The organism is Rhizobium sp. 01N447_2, from assembly GCF_056399245.1.
This window is the reverse complement of the sequence record NZ_JBFTQY010000056.1, coordinates 22948-47799: the sequence shown is the minus strand read 5'-3', so window position 1 is coordinate 47799 and position 24852 is coordinate 22948. Positions and strand designations below refer to the sequence as shown.

General features: G+C 61.1%; 18 protein-coding genes and 1 pseudogene. 7 read left to right on the top strand and 12 right to left on the bottom strand.

Annotation, left to right across the window (positions count from 1 at the left end; translation table 11 throughout):
- Positions 1 to 55: 55 nt before the first annotated feature.
- The 7 genes and pseudogenes from AC1ECN_RS28290 to AC1ECN_RS28260 all read left to right on the top strand — a co-directional run bounded on the left by AC1ECN_RS28290 (position 56) and on the right by AC1ECN_RS28260 (position 6601).
- Positions 56 to 490: a DUF2852 domain-containing protein gene (locus tag AC1ECN_RS28290; RefSeq protein ID WP_017962639.1), complete on the top strand. Its 435-nt coding sequence runs from the start codon at positions 56 to 58 to the stop codon at positions 488 to 490.
- A gap of 107 nt (positions 491 to 597) precedes the next feature.
- A complete protein-coding gene (locus AC1ECN_RS28285; RefSeq protein ID WP_130673312.1) occupies positions 598 to 1356 on the top strand; it encodes a M48 family metallopeptidase in 759 nt (252 codons plus the stop codon).
- A 178-nt stretch (positions 1357 to 1534) separates the two neighbouring features.
- Positions 1535 to 2203, top strand: a complete 669-nt coding sequence (locus AC1ECN_RS28280; protein WP_024322892.1) for a phosphoribosylanthranilate isomerase — start codon at positions 1535 to 1537, stop codon at positions 2201 to 2203.
- A gap of 2 nt (positions 2204 to 2205) precedes the next feature.
- Positions 2206 to 3426, top strand: a complete 1221-nt coding sequence (gene trpB, locus AC1ECN_RS28275) for a tryptophan synthase subunit beta (protein ID WP_477954818.1) — start codon at positions 2206 to 2208, stop codon at positions 3424 to 3426.
- Positions 3427 to 3451: 25 nt separating this feature from the next.
- Positions 3452 to 4171, top strand: a pseudogene (gene trpA, locus AC1ECN_RS28270) (tryptophan synthase subunit alpha); the annotation flags it as partial.
- Positions 4172 to 4315: 144 nt separating this feature from the next.
- Positions 4316 to 5221, top strand: coding sequence for an acetyl-CoA carboxylase, carboxyltransferase subunit beta (gene accD, locus AC1ECN_RS28265; RefSeq protein WP_018068910.1), 906 nt, complete (start codon positions 4316 to 4318; stop codon positions 5219 to 5221).
- A gap of 27 nt (positions 5222 to 5248) precedes the next feature.
- Positions 5249 to 6601 (top strand): bifunctional folylpolyglutamate synthase/dihydrofolate synthase, encoded by a 1353-nt coding sequence (locus AC1ECN_RS28260; RefSeq protein ID WP_197727424.1) that lies wholly within the window; start codon positions 5249 to 5251, stop codon positions 6599 to 6601.
- 73 nt (positions 6602 to 6674) lie between these two features.
- Here AC1ECN_RS28260 and trxA read toward each other — a convergent pair whose 3' ends face one another.
- The 12 genes from trxA to AC1ECN_RS28200 form a co-directional block, all read right to left on the bottom strand.
- Positions 6675 to 6995, bottom strand: coding sequence for a thioredoxin (gene trxA, locus AC1ECN_RS28255; RefSeq protein WP_003544118.1), 321 nt, complete (start codon positions 6993 to 6995; stop codon positions 6675 to 6677).
- Between the two features lie 75 nt (positions 6996 to 7070).
- Positions 7071 to 10622 carry a double-strand break repair helicase AddA gene (addA, locus tag AC1ECN_RS28250; protein WP_477954815.1) on the bottom strand — a complete coding sequence of 1184 codons (3552 nt, stop codon included), beginning with the start codon at positions 10620 to 10622 and terminating at the stop codon, positions 7071 to 7073.
- Complete coding sequence (gene addB / locus AC1ECN_RS28245; protein WP_130673314.1) at positions 10615 to 13806, bottom strand: double-strand break repair protein AddB; 3192 nt, start codon at positions 13804 to 13806, stop codon at positions 10615 to 10617. Before addB ends, addA begins: the two co-directional genes overlap by 8 nt.
- A gap of 3 nt (positions 13807 to 13809) precedes the next feature.
- Positions 13810 to 14541 (bottom strand): nucleotidyltransferase family protein, encoded by a 732-nt coding sequence (locus AC1ECN_RS28240; RefSeq protein WP_024322889.1) that lies wholly within the window; start codon positions 14539 to 14541, stop codon positions 13810 to 13812.
- A 13-nt stretch (positions 14542 to 14554) separates the two neighbouring features.
- A complete protein-coding gene (gene tsaE / locus AC1ECN_RS28235) occupies positions 14555 to 16066 on the bottom strand; it encodes a tRNA (adenosine(37)-N6)-threonylcarbamoyltransferase complex ATPase subunit type 1 TsaE (protein WP_130673315.1) in 1512 nt (503 codons plus the stop codon).
- Positions 16063 to 18648, bottom strand: a complete 2586-nt coding sequence (locus AC1ECN_RS28230; RefSeq protein ID WP_477954812.1) for a sensor histidine kinase — start codon at positions 18646 to 18648, stop codon at positions 16063 to 16065. The genes tsaE and AC1ECN_RS28230 overlap by 4 nt, the downstream gene beginning before the upstream one ends.
- 203 nt (positions 18649 to 18851) lie before the next feature.
- Positions 18852 to 20252 carry an adenosylhomocysteinase gene (gene ahcY / locus AC1ECN_RS28225; protein ID WP_477954810.1) on the bottom strand — a complete coding sequence of 467 codons (1401 nt, stop codon included), beginning with the start codon at positions 20250 to 20252 and terminating at the stop codon, positions 18852 to 18854.
- A gap of 273 nt (positions 20253 to 20525) precedes the next feature.
- On the bottom strand, positions 20526 to 20801 hold the full coding sequence (locus AC1ECN_RS28220) for an HPr family phosphocarrier protein (RefSeq protein WP_018481398.1): 276 nt from the start codon (positions 20799 to 20801) through the stop codon (positions 20526 to 20528).
- 9 nt (positions 20802 to 20810) lie between these two features.
- Positions 20811 to 21212 carry a PTS sugar transporter subunit IIA gene (locus tag AC1ECN_RS28215; RefSeq protein WP_003544139.1) on the bottom strand — a complete coding sequence of 134 codons (402 nt, stop codon included), beginning with the start codon at positions 21210 to 21212 and terminating at the stop codon, positions 20811 to 20813.
- A gap of 150 nt (positions 21213 to 21362) precedes the next feature.
- A complete protein-coding gene (locus AC1ECN_RS28210; RefSeq protein WP_018068901.1) occupies positions 21363 to 21815 on the bottom strand; it encodes an HPr kinase/phosphorylase in 453 nt (150 codons plus the stop codon).
- Entirely contained in the window at positions 21812 to 23602 is a 1791-nt protein-coding gene (locus tag AC1ECN_RS28205; RefSeq protein WP_477954807.1) for a stimulus-sensing domain-containing protein, read from the bottom strand. Before AC1ECN_RS28205 ends, AC1ECN_RS28210 begins: the two co-directional genes overlap by 4 nt.
- A 182-nt stretch (positions 23603 to 23784) precedes the next feature.
- Positions 23785 to 24519, bottom strand: a complete 735-nt coding sequence (locus tag AC1ECN_RS28200; protein ID WP_003544146.1) for a response regulator transcription factor — start codon at positions 24517 to 24519, stop codon at positions 23785 to 23787.
- Between the last annotated feature and the right edge of the window lie 333 nt (positions 24520 to 24852).

The window sequence follows — 24852 nt, the reverse complement described above, 5'->3', positions numbered from 1 at the left end:
TCGATTTCAGCGTTCGGTATTCTGCCGGGCGCGGAAAGCGAGGGATACCCGCACGATGAACCAGTCAGCATTGCTTCGACCGGATTGGACTCCGGCTACCATTGCCCTGATGATTCTCGGCTTCATGGTTTTCTGGCCTCTGGGTCTTGCCATGCTTGCCTACATCATCTTCGGCGACCGTCTGCGCGGCTTCAAGCGTGACGTCAACCAGGCGACCGATGGCTTCTTTGCCTCCTGCCGCCGCCCGCATGGCCGTCACCGCCCGCATTTTTCGACAGGCAACGTCGCCTTTGACGACTGGCGCAAGGCCGAACTCGACCGGATGGAGGAAGAGCGCCGCAAGCTTGACGAAATGCGCGAGGAATTCGACTCCTATCTGCGCGAGCTCCGCCGCGCCAAGGATCAGGAAGAGTTCGACCGCTTCATGCGCGATCGCAGGAACGCCAAGCGCGATGACAACGGCCCGGTCGCTGAATATCAGACGCCGTAAACGCCTGAACGATGAAATGATGACCGGCATCTCCCGATGCCGGTTTTTCCATGTCTGCCCTTCCGGCGATCATTTAGATTTGCCGGCGAATCGTATAGAAAACACGCATGTTCTCGCTTCTGAAAACTAGGTCGAAGGCGCGAAAGCCGGCTCCGCCCGAAATGCGGACGCTCGATGTCGCCGGCCGGCTCATGCCGCTGACGATCAAGCAGCATGACCGGGCGACACGCATCACGCTGCGCATCGAACCGGGTGGCCGCGCCTTGAAGATGACGGTGCCGAAAGGCCTTGCGGCGCGTGAGGTCAATGCCTTCCTCGATCGTCACCAGGGGTGGCTGCTCACCAAGCTTGCCAAGTTTTCGACCGATGCCGGCCTGCGTGACGGTGGCGAAATCCTCCTTCGCGGCGTTTCCCATCGCATCCAGCATAGCGGCAGCTTGCGCGGGCTGACGGAGGCGGTGTCCATAGATGGCAGGCCGGTGTTGCGCGTCAGCGGCATGCCGGAACATGTCGGACGGCGCATTGCAGCCTTTCTCAAGAAGGAGGCGCGCGCCGATCTCGCAAGCCTGGCGACGATGCATGCCGCAACGATCCGGGCGCCGATCCGCTCGATCTCGATGAAGGATACCCGCAGCCGGTGGGGCTCGTGCTCGTCTGAGGGAAATCTGAGCTTTTCCTGGCGTATCGTCATGGCGCCGCCTTCGGTGATCGATTATCTCGCCGCCCATGAGGTCGCCCATCTCAAGGAAATGAACCACGGCCCGCAGTTCTGGGCCCTCTGCCGTAAGCTTTGCCCCGGTATGGAGGAGGCGAAGTCCTGGCTCAAGCGGCATGGCAGCCAATTGCATGCCATCGATTTCGACTAGCGCGTAACCCCGAAAATCGGAATCGATTTTTCGGAAAGGATTATGCGCAGATTTAAAGCGATAGAGCGTCCTTGGCGCGTCCCTTGGACGCGCGGCGCTCTAGCCGAGACCCGCGCAAAATTCAATGTCCGTCGCAAATTGGCTCGACTCTTTCCGCATTTCGTGTCACTTCGCTGCCATGAGACCGGATATCAAGATCTGTGGTTTGAAGACGCCTGAGGCTGTCGATCGCGCGCTGAAGCGCGGCGCGACCCATATCGGTTTTATCTTCTTCGAAAAGAGCCCGCGCTACATCGAGCCGGACCTGGCGGCAAAACTTGCCGAACCTGCGCGTGGCAAGGCTAAAATCGTCGCCGTCGTCGTCGATCCGACCAATGACGAACTCGATGAGATCGTATCGTTGTTGAAGCCGGATATGCTCCAGCTTCACGGCAATGAGAGCCCCGAACATGTGCTGACCATAAAGGCGCTCTATGGTTTGCCTGTGATGAAGGTCTTTTCGGTACGCACGGCAGACGACTTGAAGCGCGTCGAGGCCTATATCGGCATCGCCGACCGTTTCCTCTTCGACGCCAAAGCGCCGAAGGGTTCGGAACTGCCTGGCGGCAATGGTATTTCCTTTGATTGGAGCCTTCTCAGCTGGCTTGACGGCAGCGTCGACTACATGCTTTCCGGCGGGCTGAACAAGGACAATGTCGCGGAAGCGCTTTTCATCACCAAGGCGCCGGGTATCGACGTCTCCTCGGGAGTCGAAACTGCGCCTGGCGTGAAGAGCGTCGCGAAGATTGATGAATTTTTTGACGCGGTCGAAAAGGCGAATGCGCCGATGATGGCCTCAGGGAGTTGAGAGTGAACGAGACGCCTAAACCGAATTCCTTCCGTTCCGGCCCCGATGAAGATGGCCGTTTCGGCATTTATGGCGGTCGTTTCGTTGCCGAAACGCTGATGCCGCTGATCCTCGACCTGCAGGACGAGTGGAACAGGGCAAAGAACGATCCAGCATTCCAGGCCGAATTGAAGCATCTCGGCGCGCATTATATCGGCCGCCCGAGCCCGCTCTATTTCGCCGAGCGGCTGACGGCCGAACTCGGTGGCGCAAAGATCTATTTCAAGCGCGAGGAGCTGAACCATACCGGCTCGCACAAGATCAACAACTGCATCGGTCAGATCCTGCTCGCCAAGCGCATGGGCAAGACCCGCATCATCGCCGAAACCGGTGCCGGCCAGCACGGCGTCGCCTCCGCGACCGTTGCCGCCCGCTTTGGCCTTCCCTGCGTCGTCTATATGGGCGCCACCGACGTTGAGCGTCAGGCGCCGAATGTTTTCCGCATGAAGCTGCTCGGCGCGGAAGTCAAACCGGTCACGGCAGGCAGCGGCACGCTGAAGGACGCCATGAACGAGGCACTTCGCGACTGGGTCACCAATGTCGAGGATACTTATTATCTGATCGGAACGGCAGCCGGTCCGCATCCCTATCCGGAGATGGTCCGCGATTTCCAGTCGGTGATCGGCATCGAAGCGAAAGAGCAGATGCTGGCAGCCGAAGGCCGTCTTCCGGATCTCGTCATCGCTGCTGTCGGTGGCGGCTCGAACGCCATCGGTATTTTCCATCCTTTCCTGGATGATCCCTCGGTCAAGATCRTCGGCGTTGAAGCCGGCGGCAAGGGTCTGCAGGGCGACGAACATTGCGCCTCGATCACCGCCGGTTCGCCGGGCGTGCTGCACGGCAACCGCACCTACCTGCTGCAGGATGGTGACGGTCAGATCAAGGAAGGCCATTCGATTTCGGCGGGCCTCGATTATCCCGGCATCGGCCCCGAACATTCCTGGCTGAACGATACCGGCCGCGTCGACTATGTGCCGATCATGGATCACGAAGCGCTCGAGGCTTTCCAGACCCTGACCCGCCTCGAAGGCATCATCCCGGCGCTCGAGCCCTCGCATGCGATTGCCGAGGTGATCAAGCGCGCACCGACGATGGGCAAGGACGAGATCATCCTGATGAACCTCTCCGGGCGAGGCGACAAGGATATCTTCACCGTCGGCAAGATTCTGGGAATGGGACTGTAAGACATGACCGCACGCATGGACAAACGCTTTGCCGGCGGGCTCAGACATTATCGAGCTCGGCATGCCCTTTTMCGATCCGATGGCCGACGGTCCGGCAATCCAGTTGGCCGGTCAGCGCGCGCTGAAAGGCGGCCAGACGCTGAAGAAGACGCTGCAGCTGGCGGCCGATTTCCGCAAGACCAACGATGCGACGCCGATCGTGATGATGGGCTACTACAATCCGATCTATATTTATGGTGTCGAGAAATTCCTCGATGACGCGCTCGCCGCCGGCATCGACGGCCTGATCGTCGTCGACCTGCCGCCCGAGATGGATGACGAACTCTGCATTCCGGCGATCCGCAAAGGCATCAATTTCATCCGCCTGGCGACGCCGACGACCGATGAGAAGCGCCTGCCGAAAGTACTGAAGAACACCTCCGGCTTCGTCTACTACGTCTCCATGAACGGCATCACCGGTTCGGCGCTGCCCGATCCGTCGCTGGTTTCGGGCGCGGTCGAGCGCATCAAACAGCACACCAACCTGCCCGTCTGTGTCGGCTTTGGCGTCAAGACGGCGGAACATGCAAAGGTCATCGGCGGTTCGGCCGACGGCGTCGTCGTCGGCACCGCGATCGTCAATCAGGTTGCGACCAGCTTGACGCATGACGGAAAGGCAACGGCGGACACGGTTCAGGCCGTCGCCACGCTGGTGCGCGGCCTTTCCACGGGAACACGTTCGGCGCGCCTTGTTGCTGCCGAATAGTTTGCCCACATTGGCGCTAAAGCATGTCGCGCAAAAGTGTGCAGCGGTTTTGCGGCAACGACATGCGGGAAACCAAAGACCTAAAAGCGTGGCAAGCAAATCTGAAAGATCGCGACGCGCTTTAGTCAATCAGGAGTATTCGAGTTGAACTGGATCACCAACTACGTTCGCCCGCGGATCAATTCCATGCTGGGCCGTCGCGAAGTGCCGGAGAACCTCTGGATCAAGTGCCCGGAAACGGGCGAGATGGTCTTCCACAAGGACCTCGAAGGCAACAAATGGGTCATTCCGGCGTCCGGTTATCACATGAAGATGCCGGCCAAGGCCCGGCTGGCCGATCTTTTCGACAATGGCGAGTTCGAATCGCTGCCGCAGCCGAAGGTCGCGCAGGACCCGCTGAAGTTCCGCGATTCGAAGAAATATAGCGATCGCCTGCGTGACAGCCGCCTGAAGACCGAACAGGAGGATACGATCCTCGCCGGTGTCGGAAAGGTGCAGGGACTGAAACTCGTGGCCGTCGTGCATGAATTCAACTTTATCGGTGGTTCGCTCGGCATGGCCGCTGGCGAGGCGATCGTTAAGGCTTTCGAGCGTGCGACGTCTGAAAAGTGCCCGCTGGTGATGTTCCCCGCTTCCGGCGGGGCGCGCATGCAGGAAGGCATCCTGTCGCTGATGCAGTTGCCGCGCACGACGGTTGCCGTCGACATGCTCAAGGAATCCGGCCAGCCCTATATCGTCGTGCTGACCAATCCAACGACCGGTGGCGTCACGGCCTCCTATGCCATGCTTGGCGATATTCATCTGGCAGAACCCGGCGCCGAAATCGGCTTTGCCGGCAAGCGCGTGATCGAGCAGACGTTGCGTGAAAAACTGCCCGAAGGCTTCCAGACCTCCGAATATCTGCTGGAGCATGGTATGGTCGATATGGTCGTCAAGCGCCACGATATTCCCGAAACACTGGCGCGTCTCTTGAAGATCCTGACGAAGAAGCCGGTTTCGGCGGCGAACGACATGAATGGCGGCGCGATTGCCCTGGCGGCGAGCGCCTGATAACCGACAAGCAGGCGGGGTGCCGAATTGATACCCAGAGGCCAAACCGCGGTGAGTGAGGCAGCGCAGGAGATCGACAAGCTCATGGGATTGCATCCCAAGGGTTTTGATCTGTCTCTCGATCGTATCACCCGTCTTCTCGATGTGCTCGGCAATCCGCACAGGAAACTGCCGCCGGTGATCCATGTCGCCGGCACCAACGGCAAGGGATCGGTCACCGCCTTCTGCCGCGCCCTGCTCGAAGCCGGTGGCTACAGCGCTCATGTCCACACCTCGCCGCATCTCGTCAATTGGCACGAGCGTTATCGCATTGGCGTCAAGGGTGGACGCGGACAGCTTGTGGATGACGCCGTCTTTGCCGAGGCCGTGCGTCGCGTGGCCGATGCCAATGCAGGACAGCACATCACCGTCTTCGAAATCCTGACGGCAGTCACCTTCATCCTGTTTTCCGAACATCCGGCCGATGCCGCGATCATCGAAGTCGGTCTCGGCGGCCGGTTCGATGCGACCAATGTCATTTCCGATCCGGCCGTTTCGGTCATCATGCCGATCTCGCTGGATCACCAGCCCTATCTCGGCGACAGGGTTGAGCTGATCGCGGCCGAAAAGGCCGGCATCATGAAGCCGGGATTTCCCGTTGTTATCGGTCATCAGGAATATGACGCAGCACTTGACGTGCTGATGTCGACGGCCGAACGGCTGCATTGCCCGAGCACCGTCTTCGGGCAGGATTTCATGGCGCATGAGGAATATGGCCGGCTTGTTTACCAGGACGAGTTCGGTCTTGCTGACCTGCCGCTGCCGCGCCTTCCTGGCCGCCATCAATATGCCAATGCCGCCGCTGCCATTCGTGCTGTCAAGGCGGCGGGTTTCACCGTCACCGAAACGATGATGGAAAAGGCGATGAGTTCGGTCGAATGGCCGGGCCGGCTGCAGCGTCTGAGCGAGGGCCGGCTGCTGTCGCATGCGCCCGCCGGCGCCGAGATCTGGATCGATGGCGGACATAATCCCGGTGCCGGCGAAGTGATCGCCGAATCCATGGCCAATTTCGAGGAGCGCCAGTCTCGGCCGCTTTTCCTGATTACCGGCATGATCAATACCAAGGATCCGGTCGGCTATTTCAAGGCCTTTACCGGCTTGGTCGAGAAGGTTTTCTGCGTGCCGATCCGCGGCAGCGAAGCGATGATCGACCCCGTGATATTGTCGAATGCCGCTTATGATGCCGGTTTGGTTGCCGAACCGATGTCGACGGTCGGCGATGCGCTGGAAGCGATCAAAGCCGTTCTCGATCCAGAGGCATTGCCGCCGCGCATCCTGGTCGGCGGCTCTCTCTATCTCGTCGGCGACGTGCTTTCCGACAATGGCACGCCCCCGAAATGAAGGCTGCAAAATGAAAAAAGCCCGGTCGAAGCCGGGCTTTTTCGTCAATGTGCTATGAATTGAGCGATATCAATCAGGCAGCGCTCGAAATCCAGTTCGAAAGAGCGGTCTTTGGCTTCGCACCGACAGAAATATCGGCGACTTCGCCGCCCTTGAAGATTGCAAGGGTCGGAATGGAGCGCACACCGAACTGTGCGGCGAGTTCCGGGTTCTCATCGATATTCAGCTTGGCGACCTTGACCTTGCCTTCCATCTCGACGGCGATCTCTTCGAGGCTCGGAGCAATCATCTTGCACGGGCCGCACCATTCAGCCCAGAAATCGACGACGACGGGTTCTGCGGATTCCAGAACTTCCGACTGGAAGTTATTGATATCGACTTTCACGGTAGCCATGGGCTGCTCCTTTAACGGAATTGGGTGTTGAACCACATGTGATGGTGCGGTGCCGAATTTTCAATGTCCGGTATTTCACTTTGTCTTGACCGCTGCAAGCGCCAAACCGAGCGTCTTTTCGCTCAGCGTGTAGAGCGAAGCGTTCTCGGTATAGACAAGCATGCAATCGATACGCTTATCAGGATAGAGCGGCGCCAGGATCTCGCGATAGATCGCCAGCTGTGCCCGGTGCGCGAAGGGGACGGCCTCCTCTGTTGCCGGCGGCACCCGATTGGTCTTGTAGTCGAGGATGACGACGCGATCGGCAAGGACGGCAAGCCGGTCGATACGGCCGGAGACGGCATAGCGCCGGTCTTCGAGCGTCAATGTTCCCATGATCGAGACCTCGGGCTGGGCCTGAATACCGAGGACGGCCTGCAGACCCTCTTCGTCCAATAGTTTCAGAACCGAATCGACAAGCTTGCGCCGTTCGGCCTCCGGCCAGAATCGAGCCGCCCGTTCGGCATAACGGCTCGCCGCATCAGGCCGCTCGCCAAGTGGAATTTCGGGAAGCGCCTGCAGCATGCGATGGATCAGCCTGCCCTTCTCCAGTGAACGATCGCTGCGCTCCTTCTCGCCGAACAGCGGCGAAACGACCAGCAAACCGCCCTCGTCTTCATCGATGATCGTGCCGGCGCCGGAGGGGCTGAGCGGGCGCGGCAGCTCAGCCTGCGGCGGCAATGGCCGCAAAAGGCCATCCGGCAAKGTCTCCTCGCTGTCGCGCTCCTCGCTGCGGTCGATACGCTCAAAGCTTCGTTCCACTCGCGGCACGCGCCATTTGATGCCTTGCCATTCCCCATCGGGACCGGAGAACGTGGTCGCCTCCACATGCGGATGGTCGTCGCGCAGCGCCGTCGAAATCATCATATGCCAGGTGTCGTTGTTCACACGCACGCCACGATAGCCGCAGACGACCAGCCGGTCGGCCGCGCGCGTCATGGCGACATAGAGCAACCGGCGATATTCTTCTTCCGCCAGCATCTGGATACGCGCCGCATCGTCCTGCGTCAGCGAATTGGCGAGATCGGAGACAGGAACCCAGACGGGCATTGGCGGCTCGTCGGGACCGGTCTCGATCAGGCGAAGCTTCGGCAGATGCGTATGCGTAAAGGCCTTCGAACCGCCGTCGACAAGGAAAACGATCGGCGCTTCAAGACCCTTGGAGGCATGCACCGTCATGATGCGCACCTCATTGCGTCCCTTGTCCTGCTCGCGCTTCACCACGGGCGCCTCGAGCTCCAGCGTCGAGATGAAGGATTGCAGCCCGGGAAGACCGGAGCTTTCGTGGTCGAGCGTGAAGGTCAGGAACTCGTCGAGAATATCGCTGACTTCGGTGCCGAGACGGGCAAGGAATTGCCGCCGCCCGCCATGACTGCCCAGCACGCGCGCATAGAAATCGTGAACCGACAGGCTCCTGGACTGCCGGAGAAACAGCTCGAGCCTCTCGACGGCAGCGCGAAAACGTTCGGTGCCATCGGCGGCGAAGCTTTTCAGATGGCTCCAGACGCTCTCATTGTCGCCGCGTAACGCGGCAATCGCAAAGATGTCGTCCTCGGAGAGATCGAAAAGCGGGCTCTTGAGCACGGCGGCGAGCGAAAGGTCGTCTTCCGRCAGAAGCAGAAAACGGCCGAGCGCCAGCAGATCCTGCACGGCGATATGGCTGGTCAGCACCAGCCTGTCCGCGCCGGCGACGGGAATATCGCCGCGGCGCTTCAACGCCCGCGTCAACGCATTGACGAAGGCGTCGCGCTTGCGCACCAGCACCAGGATGTCGCCGGCCTCGATCAGGCGTTCCTTGCCTTTGTCGACGATCGTCTCGCGCCCGACGAGCGTGCCGATCGAATGGGCGATCCGCCGCGCGAGGATTGCGGCCGGTGCGCTTTCCGGCGTTGCGTCGAAGGGCGCCGTCCAGTCCTCTTCCTTCACCACCGCTTCCGGCGCAACCATCTCCCAGAGGTCGACGGCGCCGGGATGTCCGATGCGGCTGGAACGATGCACGACCGGTTCGCCGAGCGCGCTGAGGCCGCGCGCGTTGTCGGGCGCCTTGAAAATATGGTCGACGGCCTCGAGCACGTCGGCGGTCGAGCGGAACGACAGTGGCAGCCGCACGGAGGAAAAACTCTGCCCGCTATCGGACACGCGCCGCCGCGTTCGGTCGCTTTCCTCGGAAAAACGCTCTGGCCGCGCGCCCTGGAAGGAATAGATCGACTGCTTTTCGTCGCCGACGGCAAAGAGCGTGCGCACGATCGGTCGGGCGCTTTCTCCGGAGAAGAAATCCTCGGCGAGCGACTGGATGACACTCCACTGGATCGGGCTGGTATCCTGCGCCTCGTCGACGAGGATATGGTCGATGCCGCGATCGAGCTTGTAGTGGATCCAGGGACCGACGCCACTTTTCATAAGCAGGTCGGCGGTGCGGGTGATCAGGTCCTCGAAATCGAGCTGGCTGCGCTGCTTCTTCAACTCCTCATAGTCGTGATTCAGCCGATCGGCGAGCGCGAGTGCTGCCTGCGTGGCGCCGTACATCCGCATTAGTTTCAGCCGGTCGCGGCTTGCTGCGACATGCGCGCGGGCTATGGCTATGGCGTCCGCCAGCTGCGGTGCCTCGGCAAGCATGGCCTTGACGAAGAATTGCGAGTCCGCCTTGAGCTCGCCCTTCATTGTCAGAAAGATTTTCTCGAGGAACTCAGCGCGCCTTACGTCTTCGCGCTCCCGCCCTGCGAGCCTGAGGCCGTAGGCAACCTCTTGCGCCTTCGTGCCGCCCTTCTGGTCGGCCAGCGAGAGATAAAGCTCCAGCGTACCGCCTGAAAGCTCCGGCAAAGGCCAATATTGCGCCGCGATCCGGCTTTCCGTGTCGCCAGCGGCAAGGCCAAGCCTCTTGCGCAGGATCTTCTCCACACCGCCCTGCTGCTCGGCCGTCGCCGTAAAACGACGAATGGCGTTGCGGTTGGCGACGATGTCGCCGAGCAGGTTCTCCAGTCCGGATTCGTCGCCAAGATTGAGCACGTAGGCGAATGCCTCGGCAAGGGTGCTGTCTCCCTCCGGCGCGGTTGCGGTCAGCAGCGCCCGGCGGGCATCGGAAAGCAGCGCCACCGCCGCGCGATCGTCGAGAACCGAGAAATGTCCGGCAACGTTGGCCTCCAGCGGGAACTGATGCAGCAGCGCCTCGCAGAAGGCATGGATCGTCTGGATTTTCAGCCCGCCGGGTGTCTCCAGCGCCTTCGCAAACAGCCGGCGGGCCTCGGCAAGCTTCAGTCCGTCGGGAGCCGTACCCTCGATCTGCGTGATCCGCCGGCTGAGGTCTTCATCGTCAAGCACCACCCACTCCGCCAGCCGTTCGAAGACGCGGTTCGACATTTCGGAGGCGGCAGCCTTGGTATAGGTGAGGCATAAAATGGCGGAAGGCCGCGCACCTGAGAGCAGCAGCCGGATAACGCGCTGCGTCAGCACATGCGTCTTGCCGGAACCGGCATTGGCCGAGACCCATGCCGAACGTAGCGGATCGGAGGCAATCGCCTGCTGGATCGTCGTCCAGCCGATCCAGGCGCCCGGATCGTCATCGTTGGGAAGGGCGGTCACATCACTCATCACCGCCCTCTTCCGTTTCGGCCGTCGACCATTCGGAGACGCGGGCAAGATGATCGTAGTCGCCGCCGAAATCGAATTGCTGGGCCGGGATCAGCCGCGAGGTAAAGCCCCTTTCGTTGGATTGCAGCAATCCTACGAACTTGACCAGCTGGTCGATCGATTCGGCGGCGAGATCCATCGCCGATTTCGCCTTGTCGCTGCGGGCAGAGCTCTCGTTGTTGACGGTATCGACTTGGAAGCGGCTCCCGGGTCGCAGACGCACATAGAGAAGATCCTGCGGCACCAGGCTGCCGGCATCGCGGAAGGCGCCGGCACTCAAGGCTGCCGCTTCGAGCGCAAGCTGCGGATCGAGAAGCACACGCGCCTGCGCCGGCGAGGGATTGTAGCCGGTCTTGTAGTCGATGATGTCTGCTGAGTTTGGTCCTGTTATGTCAATCCGGTCTGCGACGCCAGTGAGCCGGATATTGATCGGCTCCAGCTCCATGCCGCCCCGTACTTCCGTCAGCGTCTTCAGGATGCCATGTCGCCGTCCGGCCTCCCATTCGAGGAAGGCGCGGGCCACCTCGCGAAAGCGCGGTCGCCACACGGCATCGATATGCGGTGGCAGCCGCTCAAGGTCGAAAAGATCAGAAAGGATGCGCTCCATCGCCGCTGCCGCATCAGGCGTCCCGGCGATATGAGCCTCGCGGATGAACCGGTCGATGATCTTGTGGTAGAGCGTTCCGCGTTCGGCCGCCCCTGGATCGCGGTTGAACGCGTCGACCGGGTCAAGCCGCAGGACACGGCGGGCATAGATGGCATAGGGATCACGGCGCAGCCGGCCGACTTCGCTGAAGGAATAGGATTTCGGCTGCAGTGCCAGCGGCGGTTTCGGCGAGGGTCGCTGCGCCGGCGTCTGCCCATCTCCCCGATCGATGAGACCGGCCCACTGCAGAAACCGGTTGCCGCGTCCCTTCAATTCCGCTTCGAACGCTTCTCCGCCGAGCGCCAGCAGCCGCTGCAGCCAACGCGAGGCGACAGTCGGGGTTGAGCCCTGGCGCAGTGCGCGCGAATAGATCAGATGGCGCGTGCCGTTCGCCATCTCGAAATCATGCGCCAGCTGGCCGATGCGCCGTTCCGGCGGCTCGAGGCCGATCTCCGTCTTCATCATGCGCGGAATGAAGGGATTATTGGCGGTCTGCCCTGGCCAGGTGCCCTCGTTCAGTCCGCCGAGAATCAGCGTATCGACGCTCTGCAGGCGGGCTTCCAGCGTGCCGAAGATGAAGAGCCTCGGATGGCTGAGCGCTCGTGGCTTCACCGCATGACCGGCGGCAAGTGCGGCCATGATGTCGATCCATTGCGGTCCGTCGGCCTCCATCTGGCCGTCCGTGTCGATCACTTCACTGAGCAGGGCGGCGAGTGCATCTCCCGCTTCATTCGACCAGAGATCGGCGAGATTGCCGTGCGGATCGACCGCGACCGCTTCCAGCGAACGGCCGGTGCGCTCGGCCCATTCGGACAATGTGAAGCGCACTGTTCTTCCGCGATCTTCCGGCCGGTGCCGCATCAGCGCCGAAGCCAGCGGCTCGGTCGCCTGTGCGACCCGCCGGGCAAGGTCGTATGCGGCGTCGGCTGCATCGGGCGAAAGCGCCTTTCGCCATTGCGGCGCGTGCCTGTCCAGCGCCTGTTCGGCAAGTTGGTGAGTGAGCAGCGGCTCGAGCGTGCTGATGTCCACCTCGACCACGCCGCCGCGCAGCGCCAGCAGCTCCAGGACTTCGGTAGCGGAAATCAGTGCGTCGCGTTCCAGGCCGAAGCGGGCAAGCGGATGTTTGAGCAAAGAGACGATCGCTACCGGATCGCCCGGTCGCAGCGCTGCCTCGAGCAGCAATTGCAGCAAGGTGCCTTGCGGCATGGCCGCAAGCGGTGTACCCGCCGAATCATCGGCGAGGATGCCGAAGCGGGAAAGCTCGGCCATGACCCGCCGGGCGAGATTGCGGTCCGGGGTGATGAGTGCTGCCCGGCTCTCGCCGTCCTGTCCCGGCCTCTCCAGTGCAAGCCGGAGCGCGATGGCAATCGCGGTTGCTTCCTCGCGCTCGTTGGCGGCTTCGATCAACGAAACATCGGCGAAGGCTGAAGACAGGGCGCCCCCCGGCAGATCGCTCTTCCAGGCCCCCCAATCACTGGTCGCCTCCGCCGGGGCGAGGGCCCGAGACAGGATTTCGGCGCGCCGGTCAAGATCGGCTCCCGATGTGTCGAGGAGCGCGACGTCGTCACGCGCCAGCTTCAGCCGCTTGAGCAGCGACGACAGGCCAAACTGCGGATGGCTTCGGCTTGCGGGATTGGTATGTTGGCCTGGCGTCGGTTCCGGCGCGACCATTTGCCAGTGCTGCTCGGACATGGAGAGATCGAGACCCGGAAGCACGATCACGCCTTCGGGCAGATTGGCGACGGCGGCGATGAGATCGGCGGTGGCGGGAAGGGAGCCAGTCGAACCGGCGATGATGATCGGTCCAGCGGGTTTCGTTGCCGAAAGCCGGCTTGCTTCGGCCCGGAGAATGGCGTTTCTGTGCCGTGCCGGCGAGGATTTGCCGAGTTCGGACAGCCGCTCCGGCCAGAAGGCGCTGGCGATCTGCAGGAACTCCGCCGTCAGCTGCCACCAGGCGGCATAATCGCCGGTGTCGAGTTTCGACAGCTCCGACCAGTCGAGATCCTCGGTCTCGATGGAATCGATCAGCTCCGCAAGGTTGCGGGCGAGCCAGATCGCATCCGCCGGACTTGCGGGCGCAACCAGCGGCGAGTCTGAATGAATGTGGCGGACGATCTCCGGCAGCTTGTTTCGCCAGGCGAGGATCAGACGCGCCAGCTCCAGCAGACGGGCGGTATTCGACAGTGGCTGGGCGAGATCGATCGTTGCCGGCAGCGCCTCGTCGAAATAGCCGCTATCGTCATCAGTTTCGCCGAGCGGGCGGATAACCGGGAGGATCGCTGATCGGCCGCCGAGCAGATCGACGAATTCGGACCGCAGCACACGCACGGCGCGCCGGGTCGGCAGGTAGATCGTCACCCTGGCAAGTGATAGCGGATCATCGGTCCTGTGCCGGAAAAGTGGCGTCAATCGGCCGTCGCAAAGCGTCGTCGCCAGCGTTTTCAGGAAAGAGAGGCCCGCCGGGATTGTCAGGATGCGTGGCTGGTGGCGCTCCACCATGGCTTACGCGAACGTCCGCAATCGCCGGATCGTTTCCTCGGCCTCGCCGATCGCGTCGGGCGTGCCGACCGTCAGCCAATGGCCTTCGAGCATCATGCCGAAAAGCCGTCCGCGCGCGATCGCCTTGTCGAAATAGATATTGAGGTTGAAGGCATCTTTCGGTGCATCGTCGAGCAGCGACGGGTTCATGACGATCGCTCCGGCATAGACGACGGGATTGGACGGATCGTCGCGATAACGCGTCAGCCGGCCATCGGTTGCGAGACTGAAGTCGTTCTTGCCGTTGTGACCCGTCGTATCCTCGATCCCAACGCAAAGCAGCGCCATATCCATGCGTTCGGCATCGAAGAATCCGGCTAAGCGTTCCAGGTTCGTCGGCCGCCCCTGCTGTTCGCCGATCCAGAAGAGATCGGCATTCATGACGAAGATATTGTCGCGGCTAAGCAGCCTCAGCCCCTTCGCCAGCCCGCCGCCGGAATTCATCAGCGCGTCCCGCTCGTCTGATATGACGATGTCGAGGCCGTGATAATTCCCGAGATGTTCGAGCATCTGGTCGGCGTGGTGGTGAACGTTGACGACGGCGCGTTCGATGCCGGCCGCGACCAGCGAATCCAGCGCGTAGTCGATCATCGGCTTGCCGTCGATCTTCACCAGCGGCTTCGGGATCGTGTCGGTGATCGGGCGCATGCGGGTTCCGAGACCCGCGGCCAGTACCATGGCTTGTCTGATGGTCATTCTGATCCGGAACTTATGATTCGCTCTGGCCTATTCCAGCCCTTGCGCACCAATCGCGCAAGGGGGCAAGCGTTTCATGCTCAAGCGCGACGTTTAGATAGGAAAGCGTCCGCGGCATATGTTTCAGATAGCCCGGCTTGCCGTCGCGCTGCAAAAGGCGCACCCAAAGACCGGCAAGCTTGCAATTGCGCTGCGCCGACATGATTGCCCAGGCCTTCATGAACCCGGCTTCGTCGAAACCGCCCTGCGCGCGGCGAAGCCCCAGATAATCATCCATCAGCTGCCGGAAAAGCTCCGGCTCGATTGTTACGCGCGCATCCTGGACGATCGAGGCAAGGTCATAAGCCGTGGGGCCGATCATCGCGTCTTGGAAATCAATAAGGCCGATCTTGCGAATACCGCTTTCATGTTCGCGCCAGATGATGTTCGGCGAATGGAAGTCGCGCAGCAACAAATTCGTTTCAGCCGATTGCAACTCGTCGATCAAATGGTCCCAGATCGCGAGATACTCCTCGCGCTCGGCATCCGTGGGTGCCGTACCGCGCTTCCAGGCAACATGCCAGTCGAGCACAAGTTGCACTTCCATCTTCATCGCCGTGCGATCGAAGTCCGGAATGTGATGCGTGTGTGTGGCAGAAACCGGAATATCCTGCGGGATCTGCATGGAATGAAGATGGGCAAGGCAGGTGACGCTTTGCCGGTAACGCTCGGCGATTGGCTGTCCGTCTTCATCGAGCACACTTGCCGCGCCGAGATCCTCGATCAGCAGGATGCCTTGCTCATAGTCGACCCTATAAATCTCCGGCGTCGCAAAACCCCGCTCGCGCAACGCATCAGCAATCGCAACGAAAGGATAAGCGTTCTGTGCCAGATGCGCGACTTTGGGATAGGGCTTGCCGTCATACACCGGCGGTCCTTCGGGATGCGGCCGCCAATCCATGAGTATTTTTTGCGGAGCACCGCTCGAATAGACATATTCGTAGGCGCGCAGCGAGGCATCGCCGGTCAGGAAGCGGCGTTTGGCATCCGGATAGCCGGCATCGTCGAGGAACTCGCGGATCGCCAGAACGCGGCGGATGCGCGAAGCCTGCGCGCCGGTGGCTCCGATCGTCGCCCGGCGGCCATTGCCCTCATGTACCAGCGTTAGCGCGATGCGCTCCGCGGGCAGTTCGCTCTCGGCCATCTCAGGCCATTCGACGAGACAGATACCGTTCTGCAGGGCCTCGTCGAAGCCAAGCTCGGTCAGTTCGGCAGGATCGGCGAGCCGGTAGAGATCGAAATGCGAAACGGCAATGCGCAGGTCGTAGGATTGCACCAGCGTGAAGGTCGGGCTCGGGACCTCGAGTCCCTCGTCATCGGCCATGGCGCGCAAGATCGTGCGGGCGAGCGAGGATTTCCCCGCGCCGAGATCGCCGGAAAGGGCAAGGCAATCGCCGGCTTTCAGGGCCAGCGCCAGGTCTTCGCCGAGGCGGACGGTAGCCGCCTCGTCCTTCAGGAACAGCGAGATCGCATCACTGGTCGTCATTCGGCGGYGGCGGAATGCGGTACATTGACCGAGGGGATACGGCAGATGACAGTCGTGCCCTTGCCGGGCTCGCTGTCGATCGTCACGTCGCCATGATGCAGGCTGACAAAGCTGTCGACGATCGAGAGGCCGAGGCCGGCGCCGCCGCGTTTGCCGCTTTTCGCCCCCGTGGCAAAGCGGTCGAAGACGGTCGCGATCATGTCAGGTGAGATGCCGGGGCCGCGATCGCTGACGGAGAAAACGAAATCCGTGCCTTCGCGATGGCATTCCAGCGAGATCGAAGTGCCTTCGGGCGAGAAATTCGCCGCATTGGAAAGAAGCTTCAGAAGGATCTGCTTCAGCCGCTGTGGATCGGCAACGATTGAGCCGAGATAGGCGGGTGCAGTGATTTCAAGCGCCACGCCGCTTTCGTGGAGGCGATCTGCGATCTGCATCGAGACGTCGTCGAGCAGGTCGTTGAGATCGATATCCGCATAGTTGAGGCGCATGATGCCGGCATCGACGGTCGCAAGGTCGAGAATGTCGTTGACGAGCGTCAGGAGAACGGAGGACGAGGTCGAGATATGGTCGATATATTCAGCCTGCCGTTCGCTCAAGGGCCCGACGCCCGGCGTGCGCAGGAGATCGGTGAAGCCGATGATGTTGGTCAGCGGTGAGCGCAGCTCGTAGGACACATGCTGGACGAAATCGTTCTTCAGCTCGTCGGCCTTGCGCAGCGCTTCGTTCTTCTCGGTCAGCGCGCGCTCGGCACGCACACTGTCCGTCATGTTGACGAAGGTCAGCATACTCTGCGCGTTCGGCAGCGGGATAACGGCGTAGTCGAGCACGAGGCCGGAGAAGAGTTCCAGCGTCCCCTGGCCCGAGCGGCGTTCGTCGTCGAAGCTGGTGATCAGTTCCGCGAAGGCTTTCCAGCCGTCCGGCCGGTCATAGGACGGCGCGCAGGCCTCGCCCAGCGCACGGATATGAGTGCCGGGCTTGGCTTCGGTTTCGGTGATCCCCCAGAGCGCCCGGAAGGCCGGGTTCGAAAGGCGGATGCGTCCGTCAGGGCCGAACACCGCGACACCTTCGGAAAGGTGGTCGATCGTTTCGCCCTGCACCTTGACCAGCGTGTTGTAGCGCGTTTCGAGATCGACCTGCTCGGTCAGGTTCTCGAACACCCAGGTGGCGCCACCCTGCGGATGTGCGGTCGCGAAGACGCGCAGTGTCTGCCCGTTCGGCAGGTGCCAGAGATCGGATTGCGTGTCGAGCGCGCGATAGACGGAAAGCGCGGCTTCCTTCCAGCTTTTCCAGTTGAGCTGGTCCGGCAGCTTCTTGGCAGCCCGGAGCCGCTCGAGCAGCTCGCTATTGTCAGGCCGGCCTTCGAGGAAGGCGATATCCAGTTGCCAGAGCGCGACGAAAGCCTGATTGTAGAATTGCAGGCGGCGGTCGCCGTCGAAGATGGCAACGGGCGTGGCAAGATGATCGAGCGTTTCGGCATGGCTCTTCAGCGTCCGTTCCAGCTCGGCGCGCACCGCCTCTATGTCGGACACATCGATCGCGATGCCGGCCGAGCCGCCGGGAACCCTGACGTCGACGACGTCGAAGAATGTGCGGTTGCCGTGCACGACCGTCGAAATCTTGTCGTGGAAGGGCGATTCCGGCGTCGTCGTCGCGCGAATGCGTTCGCGCGCCACGGTCGTCAACATCTCACGACCTTCATTGATCGCCTGCTGCGGCGATCGCGCTTCGACTGCCTCGCCATAGGCCTGGTTGACCCAGGTGAGGCGGCCCACCGGGTCGCGCTGCCAGGCCGGCATGTCGATCGCGTCGAGCATGGTCTGGAAGGCCGAGATCGAGGTCATCAGCCGGTCGCGCTCGATCCTGAGTTCTGCCAGCTCGGCGCGCAGATTGTTGAGCGCGACGAAACGGACGAAAGCACGCCCGCCGGAAACCCGGCCTTGCGCCTCGAGGATTTCGTCGCGGATGGTTTCGACCACCATGTCGAAGCTCTGCGCCTCGTCGCGCAGCCGATCGATCGCTTTTTCCAGCTCGGAAGCCGAGCGTGATTTCAGCCATAGGCCGAAGGCCAGGAATTCGCCGTCTTGCGGCGCGCCGGTTTCAGGCGGAAGTTGGCCGAGCAGTTCGGGACGCGCGTTGCCGTCCCAGATGACGATCCGCCGGTTTTTGTCGGCGATCAGAGCCTGGTATTGCGAAATGCGCTGTTGGGCATCGGAGAGTGCCGAGCGAATTTCCCGGCTCTCGTTTTCCAGGTTGCCGCGCTGGCGCACGAGCCACAGCGTCGACAGCAGTGCTGCCGATATGACGCCGATGACGACGGAAACACCGACGACCTGCGAGGATGTGAAGAGGTGGGCAGAGGCTGCCGCCTGCTGCTCCCCCTGGGCCAGAACCGGCCGCGCCAGCGCGGCAAGCGCCGTGCCGGCGGCGCAGCTTTTCAGGAAGCGCGCCAATAGTCCGTGCTCTTGCTTCGTGGCCTCGTGTGCCGTTGCAGATTTATATCCTTGGCCTGCCATGAGCGGGCGGCGATCGGCGCGAGCGCCATCATCCGCCTGACCGGGCAGGCTGCTTTTCATTTCCGACATCCGCGGTATGTCTCCGTCCTTCAATGTGCCGCATTACGACAAGACATCCCATTTTCGCAGCGGTCGGACAGGGTCCGGCGCCACGAATCAAGTCTTAAAACAATACTTCGGAAGGGAATCGGCGGGAAGGGAGCGTCCAAAAAATAAGCCGCAGCACTTGTCAATGCTGCGGCTTCTACATCTTGTGGATATTAACGATCAGATCAATATCTGTAGTGGTCTGACTTGAACGGGCCCTTCGGCGAGACGCCGATATAGGCAGCCTGTTCCTCAGAAAGCTCAGTCAGCTTCACGCCGAGCTTGTCGAGATGCAGGCGTGCGACCTTTTCATCGAGATGCTTCGGCAGGATATAGACCTGGTTGGAATACTGGTCGGGCTTGGTGAAGAGCTCGATCTGCGCCAGCGTCTGATTGGTGAACGAAGCCGACATCACGAAGGATGGATGGCCGGTGGCGTTGCCGAGGTTGAGCAGACGGCCTTCGGAAAGAAGGATGATGCGGTTGCCCTTGGGAAATTCGATCAGGTCGACCTGCGGCTTGACGTTGGTCCATTTGAGATTGCGCAATGCAGCGACTTCGATTTCGTTGTCGAAGTGACCGATATTCCCAACGATCGCCATATCCTTCATCGCGCGCATGTGGTCGATGCGGATGACGTCCTTGTTGCCCGTGGTGGTGATGAAGATATCGGCAGAGGAAACGACGTCCTCGAGCAGAACGACTTCATAACCATCCATCGCAGCCTGCAATGCGCAGATCGGATCGGCTTCGGTCACCTTGACGCGGGCGCCGGCGCCGGAAAGCGAAGCGGCAGAACCCTTGCCGACGTCGCCATAGCCGCAGACGACGGCAACCTTGCCGGCCATCATGACGTCGGTGCCGCGGCGGATACCGTCGACCAGCGATTCCTTGCAGCCATACTTGTTGTCGAACTTCGACTTGGTGACCGAGTCGTTGACGTTGATCGCCGGGAAGGGCAGCAGGCCCTTCTGGCTAAGCTGGTAAAGGCGGTTGACGCCGGTCGTCGTTTCCTCGGTGACGCCCTTGATCGCGTCGCGCTGCTTGGTGAACCAGCCAGGCGAAGCGGCAAGGCGCTTCTTGATTTGCGCGAAGAGGATTTCCTCTTCTTCGGAATGCGGGTGAGATAGCACGTCCTCGCCGGCTTCGGCGCGGGCGCMAAGCAGGATGTACATGGTGGCGTCGCCGCCGTCATCGAGGATCATGTTGGAAAGGCCGCCATCGGCCCACTGGAAGATCTTGTCGGTGTAGACCCAGTAATCTTCGAGCGACTCGCCCTTGATGGCGAAGACAGGTACGCCGGAAGCGGCGATCGCGGCAGCGGCATGATCCTGCGTCGAGAAGATGTTGCACGAGGCCCAGCGGACTTCGGCGCCAAGCGCGACCAGCGTTTCGATGAGCACGGCCGTCTGGATGGTCATGTGCAGCGAGCCGGTGATGCGCGCGCCCTTCAGTGGCTTTGTCTGGCCGAATTCGGTGCGGCAGGACATCAGCCCCGGCATTTCGGTTTCGGCGATCGTAATTTCCTTGCGGCCGAAATCCGCAAGCCCGATATCGGCGACGACATAATCTTTTTCAGTGCTCATAGAGGCCTCCAGGCTGAAAAACGTCTCAAAATTGGCGCAGGCGCGAAGGTGATCGCGCGACGGATGAGCCGCGTGCTCATGCATCTCGCCGGAAAGTGTGCAGCGGTTCCGGGATAACGACATGCATAACAACAAGAGCTAAAGCGCATTGCATGAATCAAGTTCGATGCGACGTGCTTTAGCGCACGGCATGTCCGCCGTTTAGCAGGCTTCGCCCGGGATGGCAATAAGGATATAAAGAAGTCTTTATATGTTTATATGAGCTCGCCGGGCTCACATTTCTTCGCCGAACCTGTTCTGGATCAGCTGATCCAGCGCCTCCAGCGCTTCCTCGGCCTGGCTGCCGCTCGCCGAGACCATGACGCTCGAGCCGGGGCTTGCCGCAAGCATCATCAGCCCCATGATGGAGGTGCCGCCGACCGTCATCCCGTCCTTGGAAACGGTGATGGCGGCATCAAAGGTCTCGACCATCTGCACGAATTTGGCGGAAGCGCGCGCGTGAAGACCGCGCTTGTTGATGATGAGGAGTTCCCGGGAGAGCGATGTCATGAAGGCTCGTTATTTTCCGCTGAGCACACGGCTCGCGACATTGATATATTTCCGCCCGGCTTCGGAAGCTTCCACCAGCGCCTTCTCCATGTTGTTCTCGCCGCGCACGCCGGCAAGCTTGATCAACATCGGCAGGTTGACACCGGCAATGACTTCGGTATGGCCGCTGCTCATGACCGATATGGCAAGATTGGACGGCGTGCCGCCGAACATGTCGGTCAGGATGACGACGCCATGGCCATCATCGGCACCGGAAACGGCTTCCAGAATGTCCTGCCGTCTCTGGTCCATGTCGTCTTCGGGGCCAATACAGACCGTCTCGATGAATTTCTGAGGACCGACGACGTGCTCGACAGCATGACGAAACTCTTCAGCCAGCTTGCCATGAGTGACAAGCACAAGTCCGATCATGATATTACTGCTCCCATAGACGCAAACGGTGGACCCAATATCGCAATGCAGCAATTACGTCCACCGGTGGGGGCACATCTTGGCTATGAAAAGCCGAAGTGCAAGATAAAAATGCGAATATATAAGGCAGATTGACCAATCCGGAAGGCCTTAGCGCCCGATATCCGGCACTTTTGCCATCAAGATAGCAAGGGGTGAGGAAACGCCCGTGAGCAACCGCAATGCGGGAAGCGAAAATCCAGTGGCAAGGCTGACGATTTCGCCTTCAGGGGGCACCCGGTTTTCACCGGAAGCGCTGCCCGGAAGCACGGCATAATGCATGACCGCCTGAGGAACATGGTCCTGATGAACAATGCCGGTGCCGCGAAGCTCGATCAGTCCGGCGATCGACGGCGGGCATGCGGCGATGACCGCGCCGGCCTCTTCCGACAAAAAGACCTGGTCGTCGGCGACCAGTGCCGTGAACAATCCGAGGCGGCGCGCCTCCGTCATGCAGGTGAAGGCCAGCATCGATTTGCCCCAGCCGGAAGGCCCGCTGAACAGCAGTCCCGTCTTGCCGACGACGATCGCGGTCGCATGGATGTTGAAACCTGCCTCGGTCATGCTGCGGTGCCGACTGGCAAAGAGAGGATGAAGCGCGCGCCGAGCACATGCCCGCCTTCGGCATCAATGATGTTTTCGGCTCTCAGCGAACCGCCATGCGCTTCGGCGATCTGCCGGCTGATCGAAAGGCCGAGCCCCGAATTCTGGCCGAAGCCTTCCGCCTCCGGCCGGTCCGTATAGAAGCGCTCGAAGATGCGGTCGATATTTTCCGCCTGGATGCCGGGACCGTTGTCTTCGATCGTGGTGACGCAGCGCGAACGTGTCCGCACCAGCCGCACGGTAATCTTGCCGCCCTTTTCCGGCACGAAAGAGCGGGCATTCTCGATCAGGTTGGCGATGATCTGGCCGATGCGCAGATCGTGGCCGTTGACGACAAAGCGCGTCTTGACGTTCGGTTTGCGTTCGACGGCATATTCGATCTGCACCTGCTTCTTGCTGCTCCTGACCTGGCGTGACACCTCGATGAGGTCGCGCAGCAGCACCTCCATGTCGACCGAGYCGGCATCGACGCGTGCGAGTTCGGCATCAAGGCGCGAAGCGTCGGAGATATCGCTGATCAGCCGGTCGAGGCGGCGGACGTCATGCTGGATGACGTCCATCAACCGTTTCTTGGAATCGTCGGATTTGGCAAGCGGCAGCGTTTCGACGGCGCTGCGCAGCGAGGTCAGCGGATTCTTGAGCTCGTGGCTGACATCGGCCGCGAAACTCTCGATCGCATCGATGCGGTCGTAGAGCGCCGTCGTCATCTCCCGCAATGCGATGGAAAGATTACCGATTTCATCCTGGCGGGCGGAGAAGTCGGGGATCTCTTCACGCGCCTTGGCCCCGCGCCGGACACGGATGGCAGCCGCCGAAAGGCGGCGCAGCGGATTGGCGATCGTCGATGAAAGCACCAGCGAAAGCAGCACGTTGACGAGTGTCGCGACGCCGAAGACGCGCATGATGGCAAGCCGCTCGGCATGAACGATATTGTCGATGTCGCCCGCCTGCGTCGACAGGAGCAGCACCCCGAGCACGGCGCGGAAACGCTGGATCGGCACGGCGACGGAAACGATGAGTTCGCCTTTCTCGGTGGTGCGCACGACCGCACCGCGCACGCCGGTCAGTGCGTTCATCACTTCGGGATAGATCGAGCCATCACCGCCCGGCGCTTCCTTGTAGAGCGGCAGATTGCCGGGCTGCAGTGCCTTGTTGAACAGAGTGGCGAACCACTCGCTCCAGGTCTGTTTCTCCTCTTCAACAGGCGGCAGGTCAAAGCGCAGCACCTGGCCGCGCGAATAGAGATGGCGCGAATCGAGCAGCAGATTGGCGTCGGCATCGAAGATGCGGGCGCGTGTGCGCGTCGGAGAGATCAGCCGGCGCAGCACCGGCGCGACCTTTTCAGGATCGATCGGAAATTCGAGGTCCTCGTCGTTCGGCACCGGGGTGATGCTCTGGCCGGCCTGTAGCTCGAGCAGCTTCTGCGGATCGATGGTGATCGAGTTGGTATCGACCGACGCGGAGGCCGAAATGGCGCCGGCGATGATCTCGCCCTGCGTCAACAGGCTTTCGGCGCGGGCGTCGATCAATCCCTCGCGAAACTGGTTGAGATAGAGGATGCCGCCGACGAGCACCACCAGTGCGACGAGATTGAAGAACAGGATGCGACGCGTCAGGCTCGAAAAGACGGCATTGCCGAAGATCCGGCGGATCAGCGTGAAGGGATGCGACCAACGGCGGCCTCGGACGCGACGGGTGCTCACGCCCTCCGCGTCGTCCAGATCCCTTTCCTGCACCAACTGTGCCAATGACAGGCCCTTTCGAAGGGCGGAGGCCGGATGGACCGACCGCTGCCCTCAACATTTCCGACAGCGCCGCGCGTCTTTTCAGACGCGCAAAGGACGCTGMAACATTTTAACTGCTGCATAATTTCTCCTTAAATCGAAATCCGATTTAAGGAATTATGCAATTGCGCTGCGCCGCTCGGGGCCTAAGCTGCTTCGCGGAAGCGGTATCCCACTCCGTAGAGTGTTTCAATCATATCAAAGTCGGTGTCGACCATCTTGAATTTCTTGCGCAGCCGCTTGATGTGGCTGTCGATGGTTCGGTCGTCGACATAGACTTGCTCGTCATAGGCTGCGTCCATTAGCGCGTCGCGGCTCTTGACGACGCCGGGGCGCTGCGCCAGCGAATGCAGGATCAAGAACTCGGTCACCGTCAGCGTCACGGCCTCACCCTTCCAGGTACAGGTATGGCGTTCCTGGTCCATGACCAGCTGACCGCGCTCCAGCGAGCGGGCCTGCTGCACCGCGCCGGTCTTCGGCGCGCCAGTGGGGCTGGTGCCGGCGGCGGCGGCTTCACGGCTTGACGCGCGGCGCAGGACGGCGCGCACGCGCTCCACCAGCAAACGCTGCGAAAAAGGCTTGGTGATGAAATCGTCGGCGCCCATCTTCAAGCCGAAGAGTTCGTCGATCTCTTCATCTTTGGAGGTGAGGAAGATGACGGGAATATCCGACTTCTGCCGCAGGCGGCGCAGCAGTTCCATGCCGTCCATACGCGGCATCTTGATGTCGAAGATCGCCAGCTGCGGCGGTCGCGCCAGAAGGCCGTCGAGCGCTGAGGCACCGTCCGTATACGTCTCGACCTTATATCCTTCGGCCTCCAGTGCGATCGACACCGAGGTAAGGATGTTGCGGTCGTCATCAACGAGCGCGATTGTCGGCATGGTGTTGGTCTCCGTCATCAGTGCGCATTCTCCCGGATTTTGGTCTCCCCAGGCGGTCTCAGTGACCGGATGCGCTTATGGAGGATAAAGGTGGAACAAATTGTGGCAAAGATAAAGGGGATGATTGTCGTAAAATTCGCCATCAATCTTAAGTAGTGCGTCGAAATGTTTAAACGCAGCCTTTTCAAACGATTTAAAATTGAGCGGATAAATTTAAATCGATTAATTATTTGATATCACTGCACTTTCTCAAGTTTTCCGTCTTGTGTTTTAAAATTTCTGCCCGTATTTTCGCGCTCAGTGTTAACGGCAACGAGCCTGAGCGAAGGGAAC

What these genes read in the sequence shown, in the direction of transcription:
- AC1ECN_RS28215 (WP_003544139.1), bottom strand. Translation starts at nt 21,212, where the DNA reads ATGATCGGACTTGTGCTTGTCACTCATGGCAAGCTGGCTGAAGAGTTT.
- AC1ECN_RS28290 (WP_017962639.1), top strand. Translation starts at nt 56, where the DNA reads ATGAACCAGTCAGCATTGCTTCGACCGGATTGGACTCCGGCTACCATT.
- trxA (WP_003544118.1), bottom strand. Translation starts at nt 6,995, where the DNA reads ATGGCTACCGTGAAAGTCGATATCAATAACTTCCAGTCGGAAGTTCTG.
- AC1ECN_RS28240 (WP_024322889.1), bottom strand. Translation starts at nt 14,541, where the DNA reads ATGACCATCAGACAAGCCATGGTACTGGCCGCGGGTCTCGGAACCCGC.
- tsaE (WP_130673315.1), bottom strand. Translation starts at nt 16,066, where the DNA reads ATGACGACCAGTGATGCGATCTCGCTGTTCCTGAAGGACGAGGCGGCT.
- AC1ECN_RS28220 (WP_018481398.1), bottom strand. Translation starts at nt 20,801, where the DNA reads ATGACATCGCTCTCCCGGGAACTCCTCATCATCAACAAGCGCGGTCTT.
- AC1ECN_RS28210 (WP_018068901.1), bottom strand. Translation starts at nt 21,815, where the DNA reads ATGACCGAGGCAGGTTTCAACATCCATGCGACCGCGATCGTCGTCGGC.
- addB (WP_130673314.1), bottom strand. Translation starts at nt 13,806, where the DNA reads ATGGTGGAGCGCCACCAGCCACGCATCCTGACAATCCCGGCGGGCCTC.
- AC1ECN_RS28200 (WP_003544146.1), bottom strand. Translation starts at nt 24,519, where the DNA reads ATGCCGACAATCGCGCTCGTTGATGACGACCGCAACATCCTTACCTCG.
- AC1ECN_RS28285 (WP_130673312.1), top strand. Translation starts at nt 598, where the DNA reads ATGTTCTCGCTTCTGAAAACTAGGTCGAAGGCGCGAAAGCCGGCTCCG.
- AC1ECN_RS28280 (WP_024322892.1), top strand. Translation starts at nt 1,535, where the DNA reads ATGAGACCGGATATCAAGATCTGTGGTTTGAAGACGCCTGAGGCTGTC.